19 protein-coding genes are annotated in these 22,352 nt (G+C 49.2%); 8 read left to right on the top strand and 11 right to left on the bottom strand.

Annotated elements, in window-relative coordinates:
* Window positions 1-166: 166 nt before the first annotated feature.
* The 5 genes from NSB25_RS13960 to NSB25_RS13980 form a co-directional block, all read right to left on the bottom strand.
* Window positions 167-2,191, bottom strand: a complete 2,025-nt coding sequence (locus tag NSB25_RS13960; RefSeq protein ID WP_103240259.1) for a glycosyl hydrolase 115 family protein — start codon at window positions 2,189-2,191, stop codon at window positions 167-169.
* A 66-nt stretch (window positions 2,192-2,257) separates the two neighbouring features.
* On the bottom strand, window positions 2,258-3,157 hold the full coding sequence (locus NSB25_RS13965) for a carbohydrate ABC transporter permease (RefSeq protein ID WP_103240260.1): 900 nt from the start codon (window positions 3,155-3,157) through the stop codon (window positions 2,258-2,260).
* Window positions 3,158-3,170: 13 nt separating this feature from the next.
* Window positions 3,171-4,127 (bottom strand): ABC transporter permease, encoded by a 957-nt coding sequence (locus NSB25_RS13970; protein ID WP_103240261.1) that lies wholly within the window; start codon window positions 4,125-4,127, stop codon window positions 3,171-3,173.
* A 74-nt stretch (window positions 4,128-4,201) separates the two neighbouring features.
* A complete protein-coding gene (locus tag NSB25_RS13975; RefSeq protein ID WP_103240262.1) occupies window positions 4,202-5,971 on the bottom strand; it encodes a type 2 periplasmic-binding domain-containing protein in 1,770 nt (589 codons plus the stop codon).
* 236 nt (window positions 5,972-6,207) lie between these two features.
* Window positions 6,208-8,262, bottom strand: coding sequence for a helix-turn-helix domain-containing protein (locus NSB25_RS13980; RefSeq protein WP_172455135.1), 2,055 nt, complete (start codon window positions 8,260-8,262; stop codon window positions 6,208-6,210).
* 331 nt (window positions 8,263-8,593) lie between these two features.
* On the opposite strand from NSB25_RS13980, the gene NSB25_RS13985 reads away from it, so the two are divergent.
* The 8 genes from NSB25_RS13985 to NSB25_RS14020 all read left to right on the top strand — a co-directional run bounded on the left by NSB25_RS13985 (window position 8,594) and on the right by NSB25_RS14020 (window position 17,388).
* Window positions 8,594-9,712: a glycoside hydrolase family 88/105 protein gene (locus tag NSB25_RS13985; RefSeq protein WP_103240264.1), complete on the top strand. Its 1,119-nt coding sequence runs from the start codon at window positions 8,594-8,596 to the stop codon at window positions 9,710-9,712.
* Between the two features lie 105 nt (window positions 9,713-9,817).
* Complete coding sequence (locus NSB25_RS13990) at window positions 9,818-11,377, top strand: glycoside hydrolase family 28 protein (protein ID WP_103240265.1); 1,560 nt, start codon at window positions 9,818-9,820, stop codon at window positions 11,375-11,377.
* A gap of 164 nt (window positions 11,378-11,541) precedes the next feature.
* Window positions 11,542-12,849 (top strand): DUF1576 domain-containing protein, encoded by a 1,308-nt coding sequence (locus NSB25_RS13995; protein WP_103240266.1) that lies wholly within the window; start codon window positions 11,542-11,544, stop codon window positions 12,847-12,849.
* Complete coding sequence (locus NSB25_RS14000) at window positions 12,842-13,192, top strand: hypothetical protein (RefSeq protein WP_103240267.1); 351 nt, start codon at window positions 12,842-12,844, stop codon at window positions 13,190-13,192. Before NSB25_RS13995 ends, NSB25_RS14000 begins: the two co-directional genes overlap by 8 nt.
* 844 nt (window positions 13,193-14,036) lie before the next feature.
* Complete coding sequence (locus NSB25_RS14005; protein ID WP_103240268.1) at window positions 14,037-14,630, top strand: RNA polymerase sigma factor; 594 nt, start codon at window positions 14,037-14,039, stop codon at window positions 14,628-14,630.
* Complete coding sequence (locus tag NSB25_RS14010) at window positions 14,614-15,402, top strand: hypothetical protein (RefSeq protein ID WP_103240269.1); 789 nt, start codon at window positions 14,614-14,616, stop codon at window positions 15,400-15,402. The genes NSB25_RS14005 and NSB25_RS14010 overlap by 17 nt, the downstream gene beginning before the upstream one ends.
* Window positions 15,387-16,286 carry an ABC transporter ATP-binding protein gene (locus NSB25_RS14015; RefSeq protein ID WP_103240270.1) on the top strand — a complete coding sequence of 300 codons (900 nt, stop codon included), beginning with the start codon at window positions 15,387-15,389 and terminating at the stop codon, window positions 16,284-16,286. The genes NSB25_RS14010 and NSB25_RS14015 overlap by 16 nt, the downstream gene beginning before the upstream one ends.
* Complete coding sequence (locus NSB25_RS14020) at window positions 16,264-17,388, top strand: ABC transporter permease (RefSeq protein ID WP_172455136.1); 1,125 nt, start codon at window positions 16,264-16,266, stop codon at window positions 17,386-17,388. The genes NSB25_RS14015 and NSB25_RS14020 overlap by 23 nt, the downstream gene beginning before the upstream one ends.
* 25 nt (window positions 17,389-17,413) lie before the next feature.
* Here the strand turns inward: NSB25_RS14020 and NSB25_RS29670 are convergent, their stop codons facing one another.
* From NSB25_RS29670 to glpK, 6 genes are all read right to left on the bottom strand, one after another.
* The gene (locus NSB25_RS29670) at window positions 17,414-17,569 is read right to left on the bottom strand and encodes a YhcH/YjgK/YiaL family protein (RefSeq protein ID WP_242982452.1); all 156 of its coding nucleotides are present in this window, start codon (window positions 17,567-17,569) and stop codon (window positions 17,414-17,416) included.
* Entirely contained in the window at window positions 17,551-17,682 is a 132-nt protein-coding gene (locus NSB25_RS14030; RefSeq protein WP_257479266.1) for a hypothetical protein, read from the bottom strand. Before NSB25_RS14030 ends, NSB25_RS29670 begins: the two co-directional genes overlap by 19 nt.
* Before the next feature lie 22 nt (window positions 17,683-17,704).
* Complete coding sequence (locus tag NSB25_RS14035) at window positions 17,705-18,583, bottom strand: undecaprenyl-diphosphate phosphatase (RefSeq protein ID WP_103240272.1); 879 nt, start codon at window positions 18,581-18,583, stop codon at window positions 17,705-17,707.
* A gap of 58 nt (window positions 18,584-18,641) precedes the next feature.
* Entirely contained in the window at window positions 18,642-19,502 is an 861-nt protein-coding gene (locus NSB25_RS14040; protein WP_306817611.1) for a patatin-like phospholipase family protein, read from the bottom strand.
* Between the two features lie 93 nt (window positions 19,503-19,595).
* Window positions 19,596-20,783, bottom strand: a complete 1,188-nt coding sequence (locus NSB25_RS14045; RefSeq protein ID WP_103240273.1) for a pyridoxal phosphate-dependent aminotransferase — start codon at window positions 20,781-20,783, stop codon at window positions 19,596-19,598.
* A 54-nt stretch (window positions 20,784-20,837) separates the two neighbouring features.
* Complete coding sequence (gene glpK, locus NSB25_RS14050; protein WP_103240315.1) at window positions 20,838-22,334, bottom strand: glycerol kinase GlpK; 1,497 nt, start codon at window positions 22,332-22,334, stop codon at window positions 20,838-20,840.
* Window positions 22,335-22,352: the final 18 nt, after the last annotated feature.

Genomic DNA, 22,352 nt, shown 5'->3' on the forward strand with positions numbered 1-22,352 from the left:
TCCTTCGCTCTGCTCTGGTTTCAGAAAAATTCCCAACTTTCATCCCTTTGCTGTGTCACAGCGCCGCAGAGTTATTCACATATTTTATCATATCAGTGTTTCCATTTCCCCGTCAATGTCTTCCTGCTTCTATTTCCGGCAGGCCACTTCGGGAAACCGGAATCCGTTATCCCCTTTCCGCCGCTCCCGGGCGCAGGTGTTCTGTTGTCATTAACATCTCTTCAAGATTCATCAGCGCATCATTATCATACCAGTGCTCCCATTTCCCTGTCAGAGCCTTCTGCCTGTCAATGCAGAGTCTGGACAATGCACGGACCGCAGCATCAATAAAGCTCTCATACTTTTTCTCACTGCGCTCTCCCAACCGGTCTTCCGCCGCATAACTTAAGGCAAGAACCCAGTCATACAGCCCCATCATAATCTCAATCTGTACAATCATATGAGAAATGTAAAACTGTCTTCTCTCTTCCGTTATTGTGCACAATGCCATCACAGCCTTCTCGTGCAGCTTTCCGAAACGCCTGCTCCCTTCTTCGGAGGCATGCCGATAATATGCGATGAAATCCTCTGCATTTTGGAAGTCAAACAGTCTCCTGTTCTGGATATCAGCCTGTGTAAACGGCTTTCCCTGTATCAGCTCCATCAGCTTCACGGCCACCCTGCGCGTCATGCCATCCATGAAGAGCATCTGTCCCGAAATCTTCTCGCCGGACATTTCATAAAAGCATTGATAATATTCCCTGTAAATATCCTGAAGCCGGGCCGGATTTTTCGTCTGAAACTCCTGTCTGCACCATTCTTCACAATAGGTATCCGGATGGTAACACTCCACATTCCAGGTCAGCTCCGCCACATAGCGGATATTGTAAACATGCTCTCTGAAATTTGCCACATTCAGCACCGAATAATCACTATCTCCCCGGGATACCACATTCCGATAGACATAATCGATCTTCTCCGGCGGATTTCCCTGTACCAGATGCGGACCGCAGCCCCAGAATGCCACATGATAGTACAGTCCGTAGTGCCTTCCCGCCTCTCTGGGCGTGTCAAAGTAATCCTGCCCCGGCATCTGTTCCGGCGCATAATCGGCAAATACCACAATTACATCCTCCGGAAAGGCAAGCAGCCCTTTTCCGTACAGCTCCATTCCCTCCATCCACAGAGTAGAAGAGCAAAGCACTTCTCTGCCCGGGTTTTCCTCCTTCACGATCTCATACTGTCGTCTGATTGCATCGGAAATCAGCTTTCCCCGTTCTTCCATACTGTCCGGGACTCCATTTTCCTGATACCATACCGGCCGGTCTCCCCGGCCCCGCAGCCCCAGCTGCCATATCACATTCTGATACCGGGACCATCTGCGGACATATTCTCTCCAAAGCTGCTCGTATTCTTCCCGATATGTATAATAATTGATATCTGTAATTCCGCGCTCCTTCCAGTAGCGGTCCATGGTAAACTGGTGAACGCCCACCGGTTCCTGATGGTGCATGGAAATATACATGCCGCGCCGGGTCACAATCAGCACCAGTTCTTCCTCTTCCGGCCTGCAGATATCCAGGTGAGAGCAGGGAATCAGCAGATTCTGCTTCAGGCGCAGTCCTGTCTCCACCAGCATTTCCAGCACACGGGCATACTCTCCATGGAAGTCATAGCCGTCCGGCAGCTTTCCGCCTCTGCCAAATCCCTTTATCAGATCCTCATCATTGATAAACCAGCCGCGGAAGCGGAAGTGTTCCGGTCCGTCAGTGATATTGATTTTCTCCAGAAGAAGCGAATCCAGCCTTTTGGGAAAATGATCCGTAAACAGATACAGCGGGTCTGTTCCCAGGAACTTCTCCGAGAATGTATAAATTCCCCACATGGTTCCGCAATTATCGCTTCCGACAATCAAAAGCGTATCATCTTCCGCTCCTGTTGTCCGAATGGCATAATGTTCCCAGCTTCCCTCCACTTCCGGAACGCTGACTCCCATACGCTCCAGATACTCCGCAAACCTTCTGTTCTTCAGCGTTCCAATCAGCAGTTTCCCGCCCGGGTCTGTGGGAAGCAGATCCACGGTCCGGACATTCTGCGCCCCCGCCCTGGCCAGATCCTTTTCCAGATCCTGTATCGCCATCCGAATACAGATATTCTCTTCCCCGTCATAATACAATCCCGCTGTTTTATCTTTGTCCCATACTGTAATCATCCCTGTTCCTCCGCTTTTCTTCGTTCCTGATCTCAGCCCTTTCTGCGCAATCCGCTGTCTTCTCCCTCACCCTTTGACCGAGCCAATCATAACGCCTTTGACGAAGTATTTCTGTACAAAGGGATAGGCGATCAGCAGCGGAAGACTGGAAATCAGCACCAGCGCATATTTCATGACCACTGCCATATTGGCTTTCTGGGTCAGATCCGCCAGAATCCTGGCGTCCATGTTAGCCAGCCGGTCATCGCTTACAATACTCTCATTCAGAATCAGAATCCGGCGAAGCACAAGCGCCAGCGGATGATATTTTCGATTGCTCAGGTACATCATGGCATTAAAATAGCTGTTCCAATGACCTACTGCATAATATAGTGTGATGACTGCCACCACTGGTTTTGACAATGGCAGCGCAATGCGGAAGAACTGGTCAAATTCACTTCCCCCGTCAATCTTCACAGATTCATAGAGGCTCTCCGGTATGGAACTGGAAAAGTAAGTACGGGCCACAATCATGTTATAAACGCTCAATCCTCCGGTGACAATCATAATCATGGGATTATTGATCAGATTCAGGTTCCTGTAAAGCAGATAAGTCGGAACCATACCGCCGCTGAAATACATGGTAATCAGGAAAAACCAGGTGAGCAGTGTATGGCCAAACATCCGCTTTTTACTCATTACGTAAGCTGTGGGCACAGTCAGAAACAGGTTGAACAATGTCCCGAGTATCGTATAGATAATCGTATTCCGGTAACCCAGCCAGATTTCTTTATTATCCAGAATCGCCTCATACGCAAGGGTTGTAAAGTCAATGGGCCAGAAGCTTACTTTACCGGTTGCCACCGGAATATAATCAGAAAAAGATGCAATAACCGTATAATACAGCGGATAAATGCATACAAATGCAAGCAACAGCAAAAGTATCGTATTTATCACATCAAACAGTCTGATTTTTTTACCTTTCATTTTCCTTCTCCTCTCAGAACAATCCTGTTTCCGTCAGACGCCTGACCACTTTGTTTGCAATCAGCAGACATATGATATTCACAATATTGTTAAACAGGCCGATTGCAGTTGAGTAACTGTACTGCCCTCCCAGAATACCGATATCGTAAACATAGGTTGATATCACCTGAGAAGCAGAAAGGTTTAAATCATTTTGAAGCAGATAGATTTTGGAATAGCCCACCGACAGCAGGCCGCCCAGTCTCATAATAAAGGTTATCGCAATTGTCGGCATAATACCGGGAATGTTGATGTGCCGGATAATCTGCATCCGATTGGCCCCATCCACCCTGGCGGCATCCACCAGCTCCGGAGATATGGAAGCAAGGGCCGCGATATAGAGAATGGAATTCCATCCCAGATTCTGCCACACGTCGGACCACACATAGATAGAGGAAAAAGCTCTGGGATTGGTAATGAAAGGAATCCTCTCCCCGCCCAGCGCTGCGATCAGGTTGTTGACAGGACCGTTGGCACGGTCCAGCATCATCAGTACCAGGGAACAGGCCACCACTTCTGACAGAAAATGTGTGGCATAAGTAATCATCTGAATGGATTTCTTCAGCCGAATCCGTCTGACTTCATTCAGCATCAGTGCAAATATGATGGCGCAGGGGAAGGTTGCAAGGGAATACAGGGTAATCGATAAGGTATTCCGAATCATCTTCCAGAAGTCCGGATATTTAAAAAAACGGATAAAGTTCTTGAACAGCGGGTCCAGCCATTCACTTTCGGTAATCCCTATGCTTGGTTTGAAATTTTTAAATGCAATCTGTATGCCGTACATGGGACCATAGCTGAAAATCACTACATAAATAAAGGCCGGCAAAAGCAGCAGATACAGCTGCCAGCTCTCTTTCAGGCGTTTTATCACATAGGCGGCTGTTATTTTTTTCTTAAATTTTTCAGGTTTCGCAGATAATGCAGCCATCTTTTCTCCTCCTGTAATGTAAAAATGGCGGACAGGAAGATACGTTCCCACCCGCCATGAAAAATGCTCTCAAATCAGTTGCCGAAGGTTGCATCGATAAAGCCCGAATACGCATCCTTATAGATATTGATGTAGTCTTCGACACCCAGGTCTTTCAGCTCGTTCTGATATGCATCAAATTCGTCCAGAGGACGTTCGCCAGCAATAAACTTCGCCGTCTCCTGCGTCACATAATCATTGATAACCGTTGCATAATTGTCGGCCTCCTCCTTCTGTTCCAGAGACAGATAAACCGGCGGCAGAACGATAAATGTAAGGTAATCCTTCATTGCTTCCGTCTGAATTACACGCCAGTGATGGTCCCAGTTGTCGTCGTCAAAAATCGACACATCCGTGACAGGCATCTCCACCTCTTTTCCTGTCAGTACATCCCTGACCGTACGGTATTCCATGGGATTATCCACGCCTGCCAAATCATAGCGATAGGCTTCCATATGATCGAAGCGTCCGGCCACATAATAACATGCCGTATTGCCGTTCGCAAGTGTGGCTACAGGATCTGCTTCCATTCTGGCATTGGTAAAGCTGCCGTCCTCCTTAATCCACCATCCGTTGCCGTCCATTTCATCCGCACTCCCCTTCATGGGGCCGTTGTGATAATAGCAGCCTCCTTCATCACTGTACATATAGTCAATGATGGAAGCAATCAGCTCCGGATATTCTGTCCTGGAAGATACATAAGTACCGAGAGAGTACCCGGCATTAACATGTGCGACACGAGTGTCATTCACATCGCTGGACAGCGGAGAAAGCGCCAGCCAGTCCTGCCAGCTGTTCTCTGCAGGCTGCAGAGTACTGTCTCCAAAGATGCCTACATAGCCGGCGGCCACATTTGCCCGGTTGGTATCCTGATCCAAAGTAAAGTAATCCGGTGACAGCAATCCTTCTTTCAGCATGGTATTCAGAGTCTGCATAAATTCCTTCGCTTCCGGTGTATAGGCAGGCAGCGTAATCTGGTTATTCTTGATAGCGAAATTCGTCCCGTATGTCTGTCCGCTTCCATAGAATCCCAGCGCATTCCAGATATAATCCTTAATCTTATTCTGATTGTCTGAAACCGGAATCAGCTGCTCGCCCACGCCTCCGGGATCCTGCTGTTTAAATGCACGGGCAACCTCAACGAACTCATCCAGAGTGGCAGGCATATCCATATTTACTTTGTCCAGCCATACTTTATTGATGTTTACCCGGATTGTGCCGGAAAATGCACCCGTATTGTTGGCATAAACCGGTCCGCGGATATAAGGAAGACTGTACACCTTTCCGTCCGGTGTTGTGGATGCCACCAGTGCATCCGGATAATCTTTCAGAACATTCATGAGATTCGGCATTGTCTCTTCATTCATATACGGCGTCCAGTCAAGGAGCATTCCCTCACTGACGCCATAGGTCATTGCATCCGTAGTGGACAATCCCAGCCACATAATATCCGGAAGATCGTCTGCCAGGAAAAACTGGTTGACACGGGTTGCACTGTCCGCACCCATATCTTCCAACTCAAATTTGACATTAAATTTCTTCTCCAAATGCTTGAAGAACCAGAGGTCTTCAAGCGCCACTGTCTGCTCCGTGTGCAGATAAGTAGCCAGACGCAGAACCGGTGTTTCACCTGATGATTCCGCTCCCCCGCTCTCTGTCTGTGCCGTTGAAGAGTCCTGCGCACCAGAAGAATTCGAAGCAGAGCCTCCTGTTGATTCTGACGAAGGCTCTGACGAAGAACAGGCTGCCAGCCCCATGACCATACTTCCGGCCAACAGCAAAGCCATTGCACGTTTCCGTTTCATAATACCTCTCCTTTCTCTTTTCCCTTTTTGTGTTTTTGCCACATTTTCTCACTAAAGCCCTTATCTCTGTTATATATTATTTCACAGTTTCGAGCCCGCAGTCATCATAACATTATCCAATCTGCTTATTCAAATCCCAAAAAACGGGAAAACTCCCAAAAAACCGCTAAAATCCGGTTTTTGGGAGTTCTGGGGATTTTGGGACATCCGCTGTCTCAATCAGGAATTCCGCTGATTCATCTCACCTGAGAAGGCTGCATTCCTGTAAGCTCTTTGAATTTTTTGCTGAAATTAGAGGCTTTCCGATAGCCCACCCGCATGGCCACATCATTTACTGTCAGAGATTTTTCTTCTGTCAGCAGACGCTTTCCTTCCGCAATGCGCAGCATCGTGAGGTACTCCTTAAATGAAAATCCCGTTTCCTTTTTAATCATACTGCTGATATAGTCGGAGCTCAGTCCGAAACGGTCAGACAATTCCTGTAAATTGATATCCGGATCATAGGCGTTGGCAATCACATATTCCACCAACAGCTTGGAGGCATCATTGCCGGTGAGCCGGTTCTGTGAAGTTTTATCTGCCGCTTCCAGCAATAATTTCTGCAGATCACAAAGTGTCATGGAAATGTCCGACAGCAATACCAGGGAATTCACCTCCGATTTGTCTACTTCCACTCCGTGCTCGTCCGCTTTTCGAAGTACATTCTGCAGAAATTCATACAGATTCTGCTTTCTCAGCAGATTCTCTGTAGCCGAATCCATAAGAAAACGGTCAATATCCCGGCTGACTTCCTCCATCGCACTCTGAGAGCCGCATTCAGCAGCGGCAACCAGCCTCTCAGCCAGAAAATCCGTCTGGATACGCTTCTGAGAGGCAGAAGTGCTTCCCCGGTAGCTGCCGGCAGTCTGTGCGGACATCATGGACAGCGGCAGTCGCTTCGGAGAATCTACCGGACGGCCAACGCAGAGTTCCAGTGTACATTCCGAAGCAGCCAGCCGAAGCATCTCTGTGACCTGCTGATGTGTGACACTGCTGTCATAACCCGCAATGACCGCCGTCATATCAATATGTTCCATTACCACTATGTAAAAGTCTATATCCAGGTCCCTGAGCTTTTCCAGCTCCTCTCCCAGAAGATTGCCGACATCCGCCTGCCCTTCTTTTTTCATCAGATAAACGCAGTACAGCGATCTGTCAAATACAATGCCTGTCATAGACCAGCGTTCCAGCATCCCTTCACTGTACTCGCCGCGCAGAATCAGATTCAGCAGATGATTTCGCAGCTGGAAACGAATATCGGCATTCATCTGCGTCATATTACCCAGAATCGAATCCAGCTGCCGGAAATTCCGCTCAAACTTTGAACTGTTCGGCACATACTTTTCAATCAGCCGGTTCAGCGGAAGAAGGCTGATATGAGCCATGGCAAAAGCAATCAGAAGAATCAGCACCCCACAGAAGCCAACTCCAATATAAAAAATCGCAGAATCCCAATCCAGAAGAAGCTGCCAGCCCTTCAAACGCACCGGCGCATAGAGCCTGATTTTCCCGTCAGAAGAAATGACGTTCATACAATCCGAAGCCCCGGTCAGCACCTCAATCTCCATATCCGTTTTGTCCAAGATAACTTCTCCATTCACCATAACGGCATATTGTTCCGGCAATCCGGCACACACCTGCTCCAGATATCGCTGAATCTGTGGTTTTGTCAGCACAAAACAGAGCACGGCATTATAGGCATTGGTTTTGTCATATCCATAAAACCGGACAGGAAAAACCGACAGAACATAAGGCTCTGAATATAAGAAAGAAGCCTTCTTTTTATCCAGTATCTGTCCAAATATCTCATCTGCCTGCTCATAGGGAATTCCAAGAACAGATGGTCCATAATATTCAAAATAAGTGGTATTTCCTGTAAATGTATATATTTTCTTCTCCGAACGATACGCCAGAAAGTAATTGACTGACAGTGGGGAATAATTGGTAAATTTAGTGAAATCTTCCAGCATTACAATCTCTTTGTACTGGTTCCGGCTTAAGACATTGGGCCGATACTTAGTCGTTATGCCAATCTGTACCGCAATACTTTCCAGCATCTGAAACTGCTTCTCCAGGTTATCGGCTGCCAGCTGCATGTTTTTCTGTTCACTCTGCCGCTCCGCCTGCAGCAGCATATTGGAGGAATACCAGAGCGTTCCCACCAGAATTACACCTGAAACCACTAAAAGTACCATAAAATAAGCCGTCACATAATGCGAAAAGGTTCTGACGTTTCTGATTCGTTCACTCACCTTTATTTCTCCTTTTTCATCCGTAAAATCATATGTTCCGCAGGTTCTCCTGCCCATCCCTCATAAATTTCCATTTCTTACAGAATTACTGTTATAATCACTATAGCAATATTTCTCGGAATGCACAATGCACAATTGAAAGAATAATTTCTTCTCTTGCTTTCCGCCCCCGTTTCCCTTAAACTATAAGATAGGAATCCAATTATGGAACTGTCCATCGGAAAAGGCTTTGCCGATGGGTAAAAATTATGTGAGGGAATCATCACCTTACAACAGACATTCAGACAGGACATCAGGCTGAGCATAAAAAAATATAAAGGAGGCGCGAAAAATGCTGAAGCGTGAAAACGCAGAAAAACTGGAAAGGTTTATTGAGGATTTCTACCAGGACTTAAGCAAAGTAAAAATGGATAAGTGGAATTATGAGGACGGCTGCATCCTGACAGCGGCCATTCAGCTCTATGAAGCCACCGGAAAAGAGCGGTTCCGGGATTTTATCCTGGAATACATGGATTCCTATGTGACGGCAGAGGGAGAAATTCTTCATTATAAAAAGGAAGATTTCAACCTGGATAATATAGCGCCGGGCAGAGCAGTGATTTTCGCATATGAACAGACAGGGGAAGAGCGCTACCGCAGGGCCATGGAGCTCCTGCTCAGCCAGCTGGCGGAGCAGCCCCGGATTAAGGCGGGGAATTTCTGGCATAAGCTGATTTATCCCAATCAGGTATGGCTGGATGGTCTGTTCATGGCACAGCCCTTTTACGCCGCTTACGACACCAGATACGGCGGCAAGGTCCGCTATGTGGACATCACTGATCAGTTTGCACTGGTACATAAAAAGATGTTCAATCCTGAGAAAAAGCTTTACTATCATGGCTATGATGAATCCAGAAGCATCTTCTGGGCAGACAGAGAGACCGGCTGCTCCGCCAATTTCTGGCTCAGGTCCATCGCATGGTTCCTGATGTCTCTGGTGGATACCATGGAGGAAATGGATAGCTGGGCTTACGACTATTACCGCCAGCTGCAGGATATCTATAAGGAAAGCATCCGCGGTATCCTCGATTATCGCCATCCGGAAAGCGGCCTATTTTATCAGGTGGTAGACCGGGCCGACATTCCGGGCAATTATCTCGAGACCTCCGGCTCGTCCATGACAGCAGCCTCCATCCTGAAAGCCTGCCGTCTCAAAGCCCTGCTGGCCGAAAAATATCAGCCCACAGGAGAGGCGATTCTGGAATCTGTAATTGAGCGGAAGCTTCAGGAAAAGGACGGCGTACTGACCCTGCTGGGGAACTGCAGCGTAGCCGGTCTGGGCCCTCAGGAAGGCAGAAGAGACGGCAGTGTGGAATACTACCTGTCGGAACCTGTAACCGCCGATGACAGAAAGGGAATCGCCGCCACCTTCATGGCATACGCACAGTACCTGAAGCTGCAGGCGCTGTAGCTGTCCGGCTTAACAACTGCAGAACCACTGCACAGTCTGTTCGGCCGGAATCCCGGAAAACAGCTGCTGCCACACTAACTTACCGATTACAGAAAGGCATATATTATGGAAGGAAAAATCATCTTTAAGACAGCCCGGAATTTCGTCCTGGAAATATTGGACCCGGAAGCGGATTATCGGACAAAAGAATACACACTTTATCTGAACGGAACCTACTATGTGACTACCGACCAGACCATCCTGTCCGTGTACGGCTTAAAGCCCGACACAGATTATGAAATACAGCTGAAATGCGGAAATGATGTCTCTGAAATCATCGCTTTGCATACGGATTACGAATATGTCACTTTGAATGTAAAAGATTTCGGCGCAAAGGGAGACGGTGTCACTGACGATACCGCCTGTCTCCAGGCCGCCATCATGACAGTTCCCGAGCAAAGCCGCGTCTATGTGCCGAAGGGAACCTACCGTTTTACCCATCTCTTCCTGAAAAGTCATATGAAGCTTGAGCTGGCAAAGGACGCTCTGCTGCTGGCCATTCCCGACAGTGAGAAATATCCTATTCTCCCGGGAAGAATCGAAAGTTATGATGAAGATGGCGAATTTCTTCCCGCCAGCTGGGAAGGCAGCCCCACGGACACCTATGCCAGCATCATCACCGGTATGTATGTGGAAGATGTGGTCATCTGTGGACAGGGCGTCATAGACGGCGCCGCAGATTTCGACAACTGGTGGGATCTGGAAAAGCGGAAAAATGCTCCGGCAGCAAGGCCCCGGATGATGTTCCTGAATCACTGTAGAGACATTGTGGTACAGGGAGTCACCTTCCGGAATTCTCCCTCCTGGAACATGCACCCTTATTTCTCTCAGAATCTCCGTTACCTGGATATCAGGATTGAGTCGCCGGACAATTCACACAACACAGACGGCATCGACCCTGAATCCTGCACCAATGTGGAAATTGCAGGGGTATATTTCTCCGTCGGCGACGACTGTATCGCCGTCAAGTCAGGCAAAATGTATCTGGGAAAAACATACCGCACACCTTCCAAAGACATCCTGGTGCGCAACTGCTGGATGGAGCGGGGACACGGCGGTGTGACAATCGGCAGCGAGAATGCCGGGGGCGTGGACAATATTCTTGTAAAAAACTGTTATTTCGTCAACACTGACCGGGGCTTACGGGTCAAAAGCAGGAGAGGACGCGGAAAGGATTCTTATCTCACAGGGATTACCTTTGAGCATGTGAAAATGGACGGTGTCATGAGTCCCTTTGTCATCAACTGCTTCTATTACTGCGGACCCGACGGGAAATCAGAATATGTGGCCTGCAAGGATCCTCTCCCTGTGGACGAAAGAACCCCCAAAGTGGGCAAAATCGCCATACACAATGTGAGATGTACCAATTGCCATGTGGCCGGGCTCTACTTTTACGGACTGCCGGAGTCGAAAATCGAAAGCGTGGAGATGGAAAACGTGTTCATTTCCTATGCCAAAAATGCCCGGCCCGGAGTCGCAGCCATGATGACCGGCTGCGAGGTGGACAGCAGGAAAGGTATTTTCGTCAGAAATGCAGAGCGTGTAACCCTGAAGAATGTCATTCTGGAAGGAAACAGCGGGGAAGCTCTGGATATCGAGGGTGTGGACCAGTGGAGCTGGGACTGAATATCCAATGATACATCCGAAAACGAGATTACCCCATAGAAACTTACAGGAATACAGTTGTGATGCTGCTTTTTGAAGTGCCCTTACTTATCAGGCAGCTGAAATGGCTTGCCGCGAAAGAGCAGAGACAGTACACTGAAGTAAATCAGAAATCGGAGGTATAAATGAAAGAGAAAACAATCCGAGACAAACTGAAAGACAGAGAACTGAAAGTATTCACCACTGCTTTCCTGCTGTTCCTGTTTATGGCGGCGCTGGTCGGCATGGCACAGGACGGTCAGAATCCCGCCACTGTCTTCCGTGGATTATGGACAATCATCATTTCCCGGGACGCATTGATAACGGATTACTTTGAGCTGGCCGGCTATGGCACGGCACTGCTGAATGCCTGCCTGGTGCTCACCATGGGGCTCTTCCTGCTGCACAGAGAGCAGGTCAAATTCACAGGTCTGACCATGGCAGCCGTGTTTATCTATGTGGGCTATGGCTTCTGGGGCAAGAATCCGGTAAATATCCTGCCGATTCTTGCAGGTTCCTCCCTCTATGCAAAGCTGCACGGTTCCCGGCTGAGCCGATACCTTTACACTGCCCTGTTCGGAACCAGTCTCTCTCCGCTTATTACAGAACTTGTTTATCTGCTGCCTTTTGACTGGAAAATCAATCTGCTGATTTCCATCGGCGCAGGCATTTCCATCGGTTTTATTTTACCCGAGCTTTCCGTACATACAGCCTCCATGCACATGGGATTTAACCTGTTCAATGTGGGATTTTCTGCCGGCACACTGGCATTTGTGATGGTATGCATTCTCAAATCTTTCGGCCTGGAAAGTCAGCCGGCAATGATCTGGAGAGCAGGAAGACCCTTATGGATTGGAGCCGGACTCTATATCTTTTTCCTGCTGACTTTTCTCTATGGCCTGTACCTGAATCAGGGCAAAGTAAAGGACCTTCTGAAGATCTGGAAACATCCCGGCAGAGCAGTTGCAGATTTCGTTCTGATGGAAGGTGTGGGCGGTACCCTGATGAATATGGCTCTGGTAGGTTCCATCTGTGTCACTTACATCTACCTGATCGGGGGCGACTTATCCGGTCCGGTGGTAGGCGCTATATTGACGGCTTTCGGCTTTTCTGCCTTCGGCGCCCATGTCAGGAATTACTGGCCGATACTCTGCGGCGTGTTTCTGTCCACCTTTCTGAATCAGTTTACGCCCACAACTCCCGGGATTCAGCTGGCCGCAATTTTTGCAGTGGGCCTTGCCCCCATTGCCGGGCGGTTCGGCGTCGTTGCCGGGATACTGGCCGGAATGCTGCATGTGGCTATTGTTATGTGTACTTCCCAGATGTACGGCGGATTAAATTTGTATAACAACGGTTTCAGCGCCGGCTGGGTGGCTATAATCATGTTGCCGGCATTGGAAAGTTTTATGCTGGAAAAAGACAAAAAGAAGAAGAGGAAAAACGAAAATGTATGACGAGCAGAGGAAAGTATCAAAAATTATGGCAGAACTGACCATGTTCTTCCTGTCGGTGGGAGCTGACCAGATAAGCTCCAATATAGAAAGGACAGAAGAATATGAACGGATTACCTTCCACGCCAATTACCACCCGGATAATGAAAGGGAACTGGATGCACTTCATTGTCTGAATGAACAGAGAAATGACGGGATTGAAGATATCTACTGGGAGCTGGCCGGTTCCGGCAATTTTGGGGAAACCAGCGAACTGCTGCTGGTGGGGATGATGGTGGATAAAGCGGAGGTCCATGTAGAGAACGGTTTTGTAAATCTGACATTGTACAAGAAGCTTGAAAGCTGATGCCTGAAGAAATCATTCGGTTGAACTGCCGGATGATTTTTTCATTTCCTTAAATCCTTTTTCCGGTTTCTTCCGTTTTATATACTATAGGGGATGCAAGGTAAATACGCCGTTCTCCTGCAAGGACCTGTAAAGGTCCCTGGGCCAGAATCCGCTTCCCTGCAATGACTTACAGAGGGCCTGACGCCTGAAACCAGGTTACGGCAGCGAGGCAGGATGAATGCAAAGGTACGGCAGAGGAGGCCGTGGTTCTTTGGTAACGCGCCGGTAAACTAAGCCTCTGCTAAAAGCACCCCTCAGTGCTGTCGGAAAGAGCCACCGGCCTCCTCTGCCTGTTTCTCCACTGGTTATACTGGCCTGGGGGTAAATATGGACTAAGCGGTATAGTTCGTGAAAGTTCCAGTGCCTGATGTAGATATAGACTAAACTTTCTGGCATTTTGTGAAGTTCAAGTCCCCTGCAGCCATAAGTCGGCCTGTAGTATTACCTTACTAAACCTTGCGGAAAGACAGGCGGAGAAGGGGTGGGAGGCTCTTTCCGACAGCACTGAGGGGTGCCCTTAGCAGAGATGAAATCCACTGCCTACTGAAACTTAGGGGCGGTACTTTCGCTCCTTAGTTTCTGTTGGCAGTTAGTTCATCGGCGCGTTACCCCTGCCGAGAAAAGAACCTCCCACCCCTTCTCCGACGTCCCTTCGCTTTAGAAAAAGGCCTTTGCTGGTCCTTGCAAGACTCCTGGACTCAGGCGGCAGCAGGCCCCCCTAAGTCCTTGCAGGAGCCTGCCCCTTATGGCTTAAACGCGAAATTTGTCTACAACACCAAAAGGAGAAAGCACAGTGCACACCATGTCCGACGAAGAACTGATCAGCCGAATCCAGCAGGGCGACAAAGCCCTCCTGGATCCGCTGATAGACAAATACTATCCGGAAATCTTCCGTTTCTGTTACTACAGAACCGGAAGCGAGCAGGCTGCTTACGACTGCACGCAGGATACATTTCTGCGCATGCTGCGCTTTATGGACAGCTATGTGGAGACCCATAAATTTAAACGCTGGCTTCTTCGAATCGCTCTGAACGTCTGTCGGGATTATTACCGCGCCAATCCTCCCCCCACAGTCTCCCTGGCGGAGGACAACTGGGAGCAGTACGATGAAGAAGGACGGTTCAGCGGACAATTTCTCTGTTCCGAAGAAAATGACAGCCGGAGAAACGCCTATGAGCAAATCGAAATTTCCTGTGTCATCCAAAAATGTCTCCTGCGTCTGCCGGAGTATCAGCGCGAGGTGATTATCCTGCATTTCTATTTGGGCTTTAAAGTACGGGAAATCGCAAAAATCGCGGGGGTAAACCTGCCCACCGCCAAGTCAAGGTTAAAACAGGGACTGGACAAATTAAAAAGGTTCTTTCGGGAGGAGGGTATTCATGAAGAAAACTGGTGAACAGAAAATGAAAGATTTTTTAGCGCTGAATCAGGCGCCGGAACCGTTGCCGGAAAAAGCTGCTCACCTGAAGCAGGAAGTAAGGCTTCGGGCAGAATCCATGGCTTTTGCCCTTCCGCAGAATTCCAGTCTGCCAGACCGACTGTTGCGTCAGCTTCCCTATATCTCTCTGTGGATATGGCCCATACAGCTTCTCGTGCTCCTTCTGTTTTTCCTGCTGCTGCGTCAGAAAGCAGTCGGCATGGAGACACTGATACTGCTGTCTTTTACCGGTCCCCTGCTGGCCATATTGCCCATGGCAGACATTATCAGGAGCTTTGGCTGCAATATGTGGGAAATGGAATCAGCCTGTCGTTATGACTTCAGACAGATTACAGCCATGCACCTCTGTATTATCGGCAGCGGGGACATCTTTATTCTGATATTCGGGTGCTGTCTCTATGGAAAAAGGCTGAGTGCAACATGGGAGTTCAGCCTGTACATTATCCTGCCGTTTCTCATCAGCAGCTGCATTTATCTCTGGGAGCTGAATCATTTTTCCAGAAAGTGCAATATTTACATGTTGAGTGCAACCGGAACCATGCTGTGTATCATCGGCTCCAGCGGATTACAGCATATTTACCATCTGATTCAGACAGGCCGCCTCCAGTGGATTCCTGCGTTCACCATGACAGCTGTCATCGCCTTCAGCACAGCCGCAGTTTACAGTGCTGTCAGACTGTGCACCAATCTGAAGAGAAAGGAAGGAGTAACAAAGTGGAACTTAGAGTAGAAAAACTGACAAAACAATACGGCAGTAAAATCGCAGTGGACCAGATAGATCTGTGTCTTACCAGAGGCGTGTACGGACTGCTGGGCGCCAACGGCGCGGGAAAAACCACGCTGATGCGTCTGCTGTGCGATATCCAGACGCCCACCGCAGGGGAAGTCCTCTATGACAATCAGGAAATTCAGCAAATGGGCGAAAAATACCGGAATCTGCTGGGTTACCTGCCGCAGGACTTCGGCTATTACCCGGAATTCAGCGCATATAAATTCATGCTTTATATATCCGCGGTAAAAGGGCTTTCCAGAGGATACGCCAGGCAGCGTTCGCTGGAGCTGCTGGACACTGTGGGACTCCTGGAGGTAAAGGATAAGAAAATAAAGACTTTCTCCGGCGGCATGAAACAGCGTCTGGGAATCGCGCAGGCTATGCTGAATAATCCCCGGATTTTGATTCTGGACGAGCCTACAGCCGGACTGGACCCGAAAGAACGTGTGCGTTTCCGGAATCTCATCAGTTCCTTTGCCGCAAATAAAATTGTTCTCCTTTCCACCCATATCGTATCGGATGTAGAATATATTGCCAGCCAGATACTGGTCATGAAGAACGGGAGGCTGATTCACTCCGGTAAGCCGGAAGAGATTATCCGGACCATCCAGGGCAGGGTCTGGGAATGTCGCGCGACTTCCGACCTGGTCGGACAGATATCGGCATCCTTCGATGTAATCAACCTGCGGAATGAGGGAGAAGAAACCATCCTGCGCCTGCTCGCCGATGATTCTCCCATGCCCGGCGCCCGGGAGGCAGCCCCCAATCTGGAGGATCTGTACATGTATTACTTTAACGATGAAGAAGGGAGAGAAAAACATGTGGGAACTGATAAAATATGAATTACAAAAGCTGATGAAAAAGAAGCTTGTGTGGGCCTTTATAGTGGGAATGGCACTCATGCAGATTGCCATGACCTGTGAGTGGATCTATCCGGGCCCGGAAGTCGTTCAGTATTTTCAGGATGGCAGCCTGGTGGCTCTGGAAGGAAAAGATGCCATCCGTGCCGCCAAAGCCATCGGGAAAAGATACGAAGGTCCCCTGACAGACGGGAAAGTGCAGGCCATTCTGGCCGAATATACCATGTCGGACGAAGATATGACGGAACACAGCCTGGATCCTTCCATAGAAAGCTATTACTCACATAATTTTCTCTATTCCGCGCTGAATCAATTTTACACGGCGGACGGATCCTGGAATGGAATGACCGTACAGGAGGTTTACGGAGAGCTGGCTCCTGACCTCACACTGGGTTATGGCTCCGGCTGGGAAAGACTTCTTTTTGCCGTGGTCAACACCCTGCTTTCTCTGGGCTGTGTAGTGACCATCATCCTGGCCCCGTTATTCTCCGAAGAGTACACCAAAAGAACGGACGCACTGATACTGACCGGCGCATATGGCAAGACAAAATGCGCATGGGCTAAAATCATTGCAGGCTTTACAGTCTCTATGAGCCTGACAGCTCTGGTTATCCTGCTTTTCGGAGCAGTCTTCCTCTTCCATTACGGAACAGACGGCTGGAATGCCTCCATCCAGCTGGGCCAGATAAGTGCTTTCACAGCCGTCCCCTATCCCATGACCTACGGTCAGGGGATCCTGTATGCCCTTCTCCTGTGGTTTACCGCAGGGCTGACGCTGACAGCGGTGGCCATTCTCATATCTGCCGTGGCCAAAAGTACTTTCACCAGCCTGGTTATCTCCTTTGCGCTGTTCGTGGTACCCATGTTTCTCCCATGGCGGAAGTGGCGCTTTTTAAACCTGCCTGCACAGTTTTTCCCTGTCCGGCAGATGCAGCTTGCGGATATTTTTACCTGTCCCCTTCTGGAAGCCGGAGCCTTTCAGCTGAATATCATATGGCTGTCAATTCCCGTTGCGCTGGCGGCCACTCTTATTTGTGTCTTTTATGCCAGACGTGCCTTTGCCCGTCATCAGGTTATGGGATAATAAGTTTCTTCTGATTTGCTCCGAATTATACTTTTCGGAGCAAATCTACATCGACTTTCACTACAACTTTCCGGTAATGTACAGGATGTCTGTCAATCCAGATTCCCGGTCTGTGAATATCATTGGGGAAAAACACTGCATAACATCCTTTTACGGCATGAATCAATGTCTCATTTTCCACTTGATCATAAAAATACAGGTCTTCCTCGTCTCCGCCACAAAGCGAATCGCCTTCTGAATTGCCTCTGGATACCTGGAAAGATCATCATTCGCATAAATGCTTGAAAAAATCATACTTGAATTCCTCCATCCTATCTTACTTCGCCATCAGCCCAAAATACAGCAGCACCACTGCCCCCAGCGCAATCCGGTACCAGCCGAACACCTTAAAATCATGCTTTTTAATATAGCCCATCAGGAACCGAAGCACGAACAGAGATACGATAAAGGATACCACAGTGCCCACAGTCAGCAATGTCAGCTCCAGAGATGTAAATTCGAAGCCGAACTTCACCACCTTCAGCAGGCTCGCCCCGAACATCACCGGAATGGCCAGGAAGAAGGTATACTCCGCGGCAACGGTCCTGGACACACCGATCAACAAAGCCCCCACAATGGTGGCACCTGAACGGGAAGTACCTGGAAAAACGGCTGCAATCACCTGGAACACACCAATCATCAAAGCCGTCTGGTATGTAATCTGTGACAATTTCCTCACCTTCGGCTGCCTTCCTTTATTCCAGTTCTCAATGATAATAAACGCCACACCGAACACAATCAATGCAATGGCCACACAGACGGGATTGTAGAACAATGCATCAAATACATCGTCAAACAGAATCCCGATTACCGCCGCAGGAACACAGGATACCAGAATCTTAAACCACAGGACCCAGATATCCTTTTTAAAATATGTCATGATTCCGGTTCCACTCTGCTTCTCCCGCTCCTTTTTCGTCAGTGCGAAAGGCCATATCTGACTCCAGAACAGCACCACCACCGCCAGAATGGCTCCCAGCTGGATGACCACATCGAACATCCCGAAAAAGGCTTCGCTGACGGTACCGCCGGCTTCGGTTGACTGAAAAGGCATCAGGCTTTCCACCAGAATCAGATGTCCTGTGCTGCTGATTGGCAGCCACTCGGTAATTCCTTCCACAATGCCATAGATGATTGCTTTGATAATTTCGATCATATTTTATCTCCATTTCTTTCTTAATTCTGTCTTATATCACTTTTCTGCCGCGTCTTCTTCAGCTCTCCAGAAACCGCTTCATTTCCCCATAGCACATCTTCGCGTCCGCATACCCCTGTCGGTAAAGTGCTTTGAGCTTCTTCACATCCTTCTCCACACGACCTACGTTGCCTGTCTTTTTCGGCCGTATCACGAACACCTCTCCACTCTTCCGCAGTCTCTCAATGTATGCGGCCTGTTCATTATAATGCATATGCCGCTCCGCCATCATACTTGCCACCCTGGGATAGCGCCAGTATCTTAATTTTGTCAGCCAGAAAGAAAGCCATCCCACAGGCCCTTTCTCATAGCCTGTCTCTTTGGTCATGACAACCACATTTTTACGGTTCCCATCCATAATGGACTTCTGCAGCGGAAGGGAGTCGCTGATTCCTCCATCCAGATAATACTTCCCGTTAATTTTCACATTTCTTGACACAAGGGGAAGAGAGGCGGAAGCCCGGATTTTGTCGATATCTTTTCTCATATCCCGGATGCGGAAATATTCCGGCCTTCCGGAGGCAATATCCGTGGCCACACTGTATGCCTTTCCCTTATACTGGTTAAAGGTATCATAATCATACGGATTCAGATACTCCGGAATCAGATGATAGCACATCTCCACATTAAACAAATCGCCGGTGGTCAGCAGGCTTTCCAGGCTGCAGTATTTCCTGTTGTCCAGATAGTCAATGCAGACGTCCAGCGCACGTTTCCTCTGCTTTGACAGATAGCTGCACATGCTGCATGCCCCCGCCGACACACCATATACACTGGAAAATTCAATTCCTTTATCCAGGAAGAAATCAATCACACCGGCGGTATAGACACCTTTCATTCCGCCGCCTTCCAGTATCAGTCCTGCCTGATACATCTTCATCCCACCTTTCCATATCCTTCGGCCGGTTCCTTCCTGTCTTTCCGGCCTGATATATTCATCCTGCAGGTTTTCCGCTTCAGGACGAACATCTCTTTAACGATATATTTCCTTTACAAATCTCCTCAGCGCTTCCAGAGACCGCTCCACCTTTTCCGTATCAATGCAATACGCCATGCGGAAATAGCCCGGCGCACCGAAAGTATCCCCAGGCACCAGAATCAGATCATATTGTAATGCCTTACGGCAGAATTCCTTCGCATCTTCCTCCAGAGCTCTGGGGAAAATGTAAAAAGTCCCCCCCGGCTTCACACAGGTAAAGCCCAGTTCTGTCATTTCGTGATACAACAGATTCATATTCGTCTCATAGACACTTAAATCCGCTGTCTTATCCAGCACTTTAGCCACAGCCATCTGTATGATGGAGGGCGGACAGTTATGCCCGATGCCCCTGGAAATCTGACCGCACATGTATACCATATCTTCCGCATCCCTGCAGGCCGGGTTCACCGCCACATAGCCGATACGCTCTCCCGGAATGGACAGAGACTTTGAGAAGGAATAGCACATGATGGTATCGTCATAAAATGCGGACACACAGGGGGCATCTACTCCCTGAAACACAATCTCACGATAGGGCTCATCTGATATCAGATAAATAGTATGCCCGTATTCCGCGGATTTCTTCCGCAGCAAATCTGCCATCCTCTCCAAAGTTTCCGCAGAATATACCACCCCTGAGGGGTTGTTTGGCGTGTTGATCAGCACCGCCATCACCTTTTCCGTGAGCATTTCCTCGAATTTTGCAAAATGAATCTGAAAGCTTTCCGTATCCGGCGGCACCACCTTCAGCACCGCTCCTGTCAGATTCACATAGGGGCCGTATTCCGGGAAGTAAGGTGCAAAGGTCAGAATCTCGTCCCCGGGCTCCGTCACCAGCCGGAAAGCATGGGCCAGCGCTCCGGCTGCTCCCACTGCCATAAAAATGTGTTCCTTGCGATAAGGCAGTCCGAAGCGTTTCTCCAGAGACGTCGCCACAGCCTCTCTGACGCCGGTAATTCCCAGGCTGGGACTGTAGCCGTGCAGCTCATTTGTTCCCATCTGAGTCAGCATACGGATCATTTCATCCGTAAATTCCCGGGGAGCCGGCACGGAAGGATTCCCAAGACTGTAGTCAAACACATTCTCATACCCGATTTCCTGCCCTCTGGCTGTGGCAAACTCCGACAATTCTCTGATCACGGATTTGCCTGACAGCATATCTTTATATTTCTGAACTAACATAATCCATTATCCTTTCTTAAGCTCTTTCTGACTATTTTACCACACTTAACTCCGTCATTCCTCTTCCGCCCACACAAGAGCACATTTTACAGCCCGTTTCCAGCCTTTCAGCAGCTCTGTTCTCTTACCTTTTTCCATCATGGGCTCGAATATTCTTCCAATCTGCCAGTTCGTCCTGATTTCTTCCTTATCCTCCCAGTAGCCCACCGCCAGGCCTGCCAGATAAGCCGCCCCCAGCGCCGTAGTCTCAATGCATTCCGGCCGCTGCACCCGGGTATTCACAATATCGGCCTGGAACTGCATCAGGAAATCATTGGCGCTGGCGCCGCCGTCCACCTTCAGATTCTTCAGGAAGATTCCGCTGTCCTGCTCCATGGCCTGCAGCACATCCGCCGTCTGGTAGGCAATGGACTCCAGGGTGGCGCGGATGAAATGTTCTTTCGCACAGCCTCTTGTCAGACCCACCACAGTACCTCTGGCGTACTGGTTCCAGTAGGGCGCCCCCATGCCCGCAAAAGCGGGTACCACATACACACCGGCAGTATCCTCCACCGCGTCGCAGTAGCTCTGGGACTGTGCGGCACTTTTCAGCATTCTCATGCTGTCCCGAAGCCACTGTACTCCAGCGCCCGCCACAAATACACTGCCCTCCAGCGCATATTCCGGTTCCTCAGATGTCCCCGCGGCAATGGTGGTCAGCAGTCCGGACCTGGACACAATCGCGTCATTTCCTGTATTCATCAGCAGAAAACAGCCGGTTCCATATGTATTCTTTACTTCCCCCTTCTCAAAGCAGCACTGTCCGAACAATGCCGCCTGCTGATCTCCGGCTGCCCCGGCAATGGGAATCTCTCCTCCCAGAACGGAACTGTCCGTATGCCCGAAGACAAAGCTGGATGGCCGCACCTTCGGCAGTATTTCCGCCGGAATCCCGAACCGCTCCATTATCTCCTCATCCCAGCAGAGCCTGTGGATGTCAAAAAGCATAGTCCGGGAGGCATTGGTATAGTCCGTCACATGTACGGCTCCTTTTGTGAGGTTCCAGATCAGCCAGGTATCCACCGTGCCGAACAGCAGCTCTCCTGCTTCCGCCTTTTCTCTTACCCCGGGCACATTCTGCAGAATCCATGCAATTTTGGAAGCGCTGAAATAAGCATCCGGCACCAGTCCCGTCTTCTCTCTGATCTTCCGGTCAAAGCCATCCGCTTTTAGCGCCTCAATCATATCGGCAGTACGCCGGCACTGCCATACAATGGCATTGTACACCGGCTCACCGGTATTTTTATCCCAGAGAATCGTGGTTTCCCGCTGATTTGTGATGCCCACAGCAGCTATCTGCTCTGCGCCCGCCCCCGCCATGGCCATGCATTCCGTGGCCACCGCCAGCTGAGAAGACCATATTTCCTTCGGATTATGCTCCACCCAGCCGGGCTGAGGATAAATCTGAGTGAATTCCTTCTGAGACATAAAATGAATCTTTCCCAATTTGTCAAACAAAATGCAGCGGGAACTTGTGGTGCCCTGATCCAGGGCCATAATGTACTTCCGCATATCTTTCTGCCTCCTCCG

The organism is Acetatifactor muris, assembly GCF_024623325.1.
In the GTDB taxonomy this organism is placed as follows: Bacteria; Bacillota; Clostridia; order Lachnospirales; family Lachnospiraceae; genus Acetatifactor; species Acetatifactor muris.

What these genes read in the sequence shown, in the direction of transcription:
- NSB25_RS14000 (WP_103240267.1), top strand. Translation starts at nt 12,842, where the DNA reads ATGTATGACGAGCAGAGGAAAGTATCAAAAATTATGGCAGAACTGACC.
- NSB25_RS13965 (WP_103240260.1), bottom strand. Translation starts at nt 3,157, where the DNA reads ATGAAAGGTAAAAAAATCAGACTGTTTGATGTGATAAATACGATACTT.
- NSB25_RS13975 (WP_103240262.1), bottom strand. Translation starts at nt 5,971, where the DNA reads ATGAAACGGAAACGTGCAATGGCTTTGCTGTTGGCCGGAAGTATGGTC.
- NSB25_RS13985 (WP_103240264.1), top strand. Translation starts at nt 8,594, where the DNA reads ATGCTGAAGCGTGAAAACGCAGAAAAACTGGAAAGGTTTATTGAGGAT.
- NSB25_RS14005 (WP_103240268.1), top strand. Translation starts at nt 14,037, where the DNA reads ATGTCCGACGAAGAACTGATCAGCCGAATCCAGCAGGGCGACAAAGCC.
- NSB25_RS13990 (WP_103240265.1), top strand. Translation starts at nt 9,818, where the DNA reads ATGGAAGGAAAAATCATCTTTAAGACAGCCCGGAATTTCGTCCTGGAA.
- glpK (WP_103240315.1), bottom strand. Translation starts at nt 22,334, where the DNA reads ATGCGGAAGTACATTATGGCCCTGGATCAGGGCACCACAAGTTCCCGC.
- NSB25_RS14035 (WP_103240272.1), bottom strand. Translation starts at nt 18,583, where the DNA reads ATGATCGAAATTATCAAAGCAATCATCTATGGCATTGTGGAAGGAATT.
- NSB25_RS14020 (WP_172455136.1), top strand. Translation starts at nt 16,264, where the DNA reads ATGTGGGAACTGATAAAATATGAATTACAAAAGCTGATGAAAAAGAAG.
- NSB25_RS13960 (WP_103240259.1), bottom strand. Translation starts at nt 2,191, where the DNA reads ATGATTACAGTATGGGACAAAGATAAAACAGCGGGATTGTATTATGAC.
- NSB25_RS14010 (WP_103240269.1), top strand. Translation starts at nt 14,614, where the DNA reads ATGAAGAAAACTGGTGAACAGAAAATGAAAGATTTTTTAGCGCTGAAT.
- NSB25_RS14040 (WP_306817611.1), bottom strand. Translation starts at nt 19,502, where the DNA reads ATGAAGATGTATCAGGCAGGACTGATACTGGAAGGCGGCGGAATGAAA.
- NSB25_RS14030 (WP_257479266.1), bottom strand. Translation starts at nt 17,682, where the DNA reads ATGATTTTTTCAAGCATTTATGCGAATGATGATCTTTCCAGGTATCCA.
- NSB25_RS13995 (WP_103240266.1), top strand. Translation starts at nt 11,542, where the DNA reads ATGAAAGAGAAAACAATCCGAGACAAACTGAAAGACAGAGAACTGAAA.
- NSB25_RS13970 (WP_103240261.1), bottom strand. Translation starts at nt 4,127, where the DNA reads ATGGCTGCATTATCTGCGAAACCTGAAAAATTTAAGAAAAAAATAACA.
- NSB25_RS14045 (WP_103240273.1), bottom strand. Translation starts at nt 20,783, where the DNA reads ATGTTAGTTCAGAAATATAAAGATATGCTGTCAGGCAAATCCGTGATC.